The sequence below is a fragment of the Mesorhizobium sp. M7A.F.Ca.ET.027.02.1.1 genome (assembly GCF_004022985.1).
Classification (GTDB): domain Bacteria; phylum Pseudomonadota; class Alphaproteobacteria; order Rhizobiales; family Rhizobiaceae; genus Mesorhizobium.
On sequence record NZ_RZOL01000385.1, the window covers coordinates 1 to 5,852 of the forward strand.

Annotated in this window: 6 protein-coding genes; 4 read left to right on the forward strand and 2 right to left on the reverse strand. The window is 64.4% G+C overall.

Annotated elements, in window-relative coordinates; all coding sequences use genetic code 11:
* On the forward strand, nucleotides 1-562 hold a 562-nt coding region (locus EN749_RS29010; RefSeq protein WP_145991041.1), incomplete at its 5' end, for a zinc-binding dehydrogenase.
* An 18-nt stretch (nucleotides 563-580) separates the two neighbouring features.
* Here EN749_RS29010 and EN749_RS29015 read toward each other — a convergent pair.
* A complete protein-coding gene (locus EN749_RS29015; RefSeq protein WP_128364441.1) occupies nucleotides 581-1,471 on the reverse strand; it encodes a DMT family transporter in 891 nt (296 codons plus the stop codon).
* A 104-nt stretch (nucleotides 1,472-1,575) separates the two neighbouring features.
* Between EN749_RS29015 and EN749_RS29020 the strand changes: the two genes are divergently transcribed.
* Nucleotides 1,576-2,985, forward strand: a complete 1,410-nt coding sequence (locus EN749_RS29020) for a PLP-dependent aminotransferase family protein (protein WP_128364442.1) — start codon at nucleotides 1,576-1,578, stop codon at nucleotides 2,983-2,985.
* Nucleotides 2,986-3,198: 213 nt separating this feature from the next.
* On the forward strand, nucleotides 3,199-4,395 hold the full coding sequence (gene cml, locus EN749_RS29025) for a CmlA/FloR family chloramphenicol efflux MFS transporter (protein WP_128364443.1): 1,197 nt from the start codon (nucleotides 3,199-3,201) through the stop codon (nucleotides 4,393-4,395).
* A 49-nt stretch (nucleotides 4,396-4,444) separates the two neighbouring features.
* On the opposite strand, the gene EN749_RS29030 is transcribed toward cml, so the two are convergent.
* Entirely contained in the window at nucleotides 4,445-5,338 is an 894-nt protein-coding gene (locus EN749_RS29030) for a LysR family transcriptional regulator (protein ID WP_128364444.1), read from the reverse strand.
* 128 nt (nucleotides 5,339-5,466) lie between these two features.
* On the opposite strand from EN749_RS29030, the gene EN749_RS29035 reads away from it, so the two are divergent.
* The coding region (locus EN749_RS29035; RefSeq protein WP_128364445.1) for an MFS transporter at nucleotides 5,467-5,852 on the forward strand (386 nt) is incomplete at its 3' end.

Below are 5,852 nucleotides of genomic sequence, written 5' to 3' on the forward strand. Positions count from 1 at the left end.
GGGCCGGGTGAAGCCGGGCGAATGGGTCGCGGTGCATGGCTGCGGCGGCGTCGGCCTGTCGGCGATCATGATCGCCAGTTCCATGGGCGCCAATGTCATCGCCATCGATCTCACGGACGAGAAACTGGATTTCGCCAAAAAGATCGGCGCCGTCGCCACCATCAACGCGTCAAAGACGCCGAATGTGGTCAAGGCGGTCAAGCAGATCACCAATGGCGGCGCACATATGTCGATGGACGCGCTCGGCCACCCCACCACCTCGTTCAATTCGATATCCAATCTGCGCCGGCGCGGCCGCCATGTGCAGGTCGGCCTGATGCTGGGCGAGCATGCCCGGCCGCAGGTGCCTATGGACAAGGTGATCGCCTTCGAACTCGAAATCCTCGGCAGCCACGGCATGCAGGCCTACCGCTACCAGGCGATGATGGACATGATCCGCAACGGCAAGCTGAAGCCCGAATTGCTGGTCGGCAAGAGGATCAGCCTAGACGAGGCGCCCGCGGCCTTGATGGCTATGGGCGGCTTCGAGGGCATCGGCATTGGGGTGGTCACGAAGTTCTAGGCGAGGACGGCACCGTCGTCAGGCGATCGCGCGTCGTGGCAATTCCTGCTTCGCGAATCGCTTGGCGCCTACGACGCAAAGCACGACGCCAAGCGTGACGACGACCATCAGCGGGCTAACCTGCTCGTGCAGCAGAGTCGCTGCCAGTGCCAGGCCGAAAAATGGCTGCAGCAGCTGCAACTGTCCGACCGCGGCGATGCCGCCTTGCGCCAGCCCGCGATACCAGAACACGAAGCCGATCAGCATGCTGAACAGCGAGACATAGGCAAGCCCTATCCACGCACTGACGCCGACGCCTTCGAACGAAGGCGGCATAGTCATCAGCGTCAGCACCAGCATGATCGGCAGCGACAGCACCAGCGCCCAGCAGATCACCTGCCAGCCGCCGAGCTTGCGTGACAGCGCGGCACCCTCGGCATAGCCCAGACCGCAGGCGATGATGGCAGCCAGCATCAGACCATCGCCGACCGGCGAGGCCGTCACGCCCTGCGTCAGGGCAAAACCCGCGACCAGCGCGCTGCCGATGCATGAAAACAGCCAGAACGCCGGGCGCGGACGGTCGCCGCCGCGCAGCACGCCGAAGATCGCGGTTGCCAACGGCAGCAGGCCGACGAAGATGATAGAATGGGCCGTGGTGACGTGCTTGAGCGCCAACGCGGTCAGCAGGGGAAACCCGACAACCACGCCAAGTGCGACGATCACCAGCGACAGCAGATCGCCGCGCTCCGGGCGTTTCTGCCGAAACAGAAGCAGCAGCGCCAGGCCAAGCAGGCCGGCAATCGCCGCCCGGGCCGAGGTCAGGAACGTCGGATCGAAATCCCTGACCGCCACGCGCGTCGCCGGCAGCGAGCCGCTGAAGATCAACACGCCGATGAATCCATTCATCCAGCCGCTCGCGGTCTTGTCCATCGTATGCTCCGTTTGTCGGCCCCGTATCGCGCGGGGCCGGTAGTATCGCAAGAGACAATGCGGTACAATTATGCAAAACTGTCATGCTTAGCAGAGCAGTACGGATGGACAAACAGACCACAGGAAACGAGAGCAGCGGAACGCTGGTCGAAGGTGTCATGGCGACGATCCGCCAGCGGATCGCGGCGCGCAGCCTGACGCCGGGAGCGCAATTGCCGTCGATCCGCGCCTTTGCCAAATCCATGCGAGTGTCCAAATCCACCGTGGTCGAAGCCTATGAGCGGCTCGCCGCCGAAGGCGTGATCCGCTCGCGGCCGGGCTCGGGTTTCTATGCCGCCGGCTCGCTGGCGCCGCTGTCGCTGGCCGAGATTGGTCCTCGCCTCGACCGCGCGGTCGATCCACTCTGGATCTCACGCCAGTCCCTGGAGGCCAGCGACGAGATGCTGAAACCCGGCTGCGGCTGGCTGCCGGCTTCATGGATGCCGCAGGCCGGTTTGCGCCGGGCGCTGCGCACGGTGGCGCGTGCCGACGATGTCGCACTGGCCGATTACGGCACGCCGCTCGGCCTGCCACCGCTACGGCAATTGCTGGCGCGGCGTATGGCCGGGCACGGCATCGAGGCCTCTCCCGAGCAGATCATGCTGACGGAATCAGGCACGCAGGCTATCGACCTGTTGTGCCGGTTTTTGATCGAGCCCGGCGACACCGTGCTGGTCGACGACCCCTGCTACTTCAACTTCCATGCTTTGTTGCGCGCCCACCGGGCCAAGGTCGTCAGCGTTCCCTACACGCCGTCGGGGCCGGATATCGATCTGTTCGCGCAGGCGTTGGCCGAGCATCGGCCGCGCCTCTACATCACCAATTCCGCCATCCACAACCCGACCGGCGCGGTGCTGTCGCCAGTCACCGCCCATCGGCTGCTCAAGCTCGCCGACCAATCGGATCTGACCATCGTCGAAGACGACATCTTCGCCGATTTCGAACATGCGCCCGCCCCCAGGCTGGCGGCGTTCGATGGTCTCAACCGCGTTGTCCACATCGGCAGCTTCTCCAAGACGCTGTCCGCGTCGGTTCGCTGCGGCTTCATCGCAGCCCCCCGCGACTGGATCGAGCCCCTGACCGACCTGAAGATCGCCACCACCTTTGGCGGCGGCCGGCTTGCGGCCGAACTGGTGCTGACCCTGCTGAAGGACGGCAGCTACCGCAAGCACATGGATTTGCTGCGCGCACGGCTTGCGCGCGCCATGGGCGAGACCAGCGTTCGTCTGAAGGCGATCGGCATCTCACCCTGGATCGACCAGCCGGCCGGCCTGTTCCTGTGGTGCAGTCTGCCGGATGGCGTCGATGCGGCCGAAGTCGCCCGCCGCGCGCTGGCCGACAACATCGTGCTGGCACCGGGCAACGCATTCAGCCTGTCCGGGATGGCTGGCCGCTTCCTGCGCTTCAACGTCGCCCAATGCACGGACGAGCGGATTTTCAGGGTGATCGAGGCTGGGATGGCGCGACCAAGCTGATCCTGTTGCCTGGACAACCTCCGGCTGCTAAGGGACGGATCTGCGCGTCGAGAGAATATCCGCGCGATCGGGGATAGCGACTATGGGAACTAGCAAGTCAGCAGACAAGTAGGCCGCAACAGCACTTCGTTGTTGCGGCGGCCCGTCATTTCCCATCTTCAGTGAGAACGGCAGATCGCCGCCAAATGTAGCCATTTGAGCGGATGTTCAATCATGCCTTGTCCAAAAAACCCGACATGGACCACTTCCCTGCCAGCAGCCATGGTGCTGATGGCGCCCTTCGACATCCTGGCCTCGCTGGCCATGGACATCTACCTCCCGATTGTCCCGGCGATGCCGGAGATCCTCAAGACATCGCCCGATGTCATCCAGCTGACACTGAGCCTCTACATGATCTGCCTTGGGCTCGGCCAAATCGTCTTCGGCCCGATTTCCGACAGGATCGGCAGGCGTCCGGTGCTGATCGGCGGCGCGCTTTTGTTTGCAGGCGCTTCCGTCCTGCTCGCCTGCACCTCGCTGGCCATGGTGTTCGTCGCCTTGCGGGTCGTGCAGGCCATCGGTGCATCCGCCGTTCTCGTTGCGACCTTTGCAACGGTTCGCGACGTCTATGCGCAGAGGCTTGAAAGTGCCGTCATCTACGGCCTGTTCAGTTCGATGCTGGCCTTCGTGCCGGCGTTAGGGCCGATTGCCGGTGCGTTGATCGCCGACAATCTCGGCTGGCGCGCGATCTTCCTGACGCTCGGCGGTCTGGCGGTAGCCGCCACCCTTAACGCATGGCCGAGATGGCATGAAACACGACCATTGAATGGCAACGACAGGCGAATGGCGTTTCGTCCCATTCTCTCCAGCTTCGCCTTCTGGGCGTATACGCTCGGCTTCAGTGCCGCCATGGGCGCCTTCTTCGTGTTCTTTTCGACGGCGCCCCGGGTGCTCATGGACCGCGCCGGCTTTTCACAGCTCGGTTTCAGCCTGGCCTTCGCCACCGCGGCGCTGGTGATGATCGTGACCACCCGCTTCGCCAAAAAGTTCATTGCACGTTGGGGCATTGCGGGCAGTGCTATCAGAGGCATGGCGATGTTGCTGCTCGGCGCGGCTCTGCTGGCGGCTGGGCAACTGTTCGCGGCGCCGTCCTTCGCGACATTCGTCTTACCGATGTGGGTCGTTGCCGCGGGTATCGTCTTCACTGTCTCAGTCACCGCGAACGGTGCGCTCGAGGCGTTCGGCGATGTCGCGGGAACCGCCGTCGCGCTCTACTTCTGCATCCAGAGCCTTGTCGTCGGCATCCTCGGCACGCTGTTCGTCATCCTGCTTGATGGAGACACGGCGTGGCCGCTGGTGGGCTACTGTTCGGTCATGGCGACGCTCACACTAGGCGCACTGAGGTATTTGCAGAAACGCCAAACCGAATAGACGGGACAGATGAGAAGCCTGGGCGGTTGGCGCAGGCTTCTCATCGTTGTCAGCGCGACGCCGCGCAGACCTCCCGCACGCAGTTGCGCAACCAGCGTTGCGCCGGATCGGCATCGAGGCGCGGATGCCAGAGCATGGAGATGGTGACCTCTGCGGTGGCAACCGGCAGGGGAAAACTGTGCATGCCGGCGCGTGCGCCCTCGGTGTGCCGCTCCGGAACGCTTGCGATCAGGTCGGACGTGCGGGCCATGGCAAGGGCTGCCGAGAAACCGGAAACCATGCACACGACCGTCCGCTGCAGCCCGAGCCGGTTCAGGGCCTCGTCGATCGGCCCTTTCTCGCGACCACGCCGTGAAACGCTGATGTGCCGGCCTGCCGCATAGCGCTCTGGCGTCACCGTGCCCTCGCTCAACGGATGGTCCATTCGCACGGCGCCGATGAAGCAGTCGCGAAGCAATGCCTGGATGCGCACCTCCGGTCCGGTCTCGCCAGCGACGCCTATGTCCAGATCGATCGCCGCGTCGCGCAGCGACATGACGTCTCTATCGGACTTCGGCGCAAAGCGCAGCCGCACGCCGGGCGCATCGGCCTGGATACGGGCAACGAGACGAGGTGCGAATTCTTCGACGAAGCTCTCATTGGTGCGCAGCGTGAAGACCCTGTCCAGGCTCGGGAGATCGAGCAAGGTGGCAGGGCGCAGCAGCGCCTCCGCATCCTGGACGACACGGCCCACCTGTTGTCGCAGTTCTTCCGCACGCGGCGTCGCCACCAGGCCGCGACCGGCGCGAACCAGCAGCGGATCGCCCGTAGCCTCGCGCAACCGCGCCAGCGTCCGGCTCATCGCCGAGGGGCTGAGGCGCAGGCGGCTGGCGGCACGCGCCACGCTGCCTTCGGCCAGCAGGACGTCGAGAGCGAACAGTAAGTTGAGATCGGGTGACGTCATCGGCAGATCATGGCATGATATGGCGCCAAACGCACGAATAAGATGCAAATGCTGCGCCTTCCGCCACATTGGCCAAGGAATTAGATCTCCAGCAGTTCCGGTTCTGGGGCTGATGGAAGGAGATCGCCGTGGCAATTGCCGAGCAAAATCTGGACGAGCGCGCATCGGCGCCGCCGCGGATGCAATCCGCCCAATGGGCGCTGGCAAGCCTGTCGCTCGCCACGCTGCTGTCGTCGCTGGGAACCAGCATTGCCAGCGTCGGGCTGCCGTCGCTGATGCAGAATTTCGGCGCGACGTTCCAGTCCGTGCAATGGGTTGTTCTGGCCTATCTGCTCGCCATCACCACACTGATCGTCAGCGCCGGCCGGCTGGCCGACATGTTTGGACGCCGGCCGTTGCTGCTTGGCGGCATTGCGCTGTTCACATCGGCATCGGTGCTCTGCGGCCTGGCGCCGACACTGTGGCTGCTGATCGCCGCACGCGCCGTGCAGGGACTTGGCGCGGCGCTGATGAT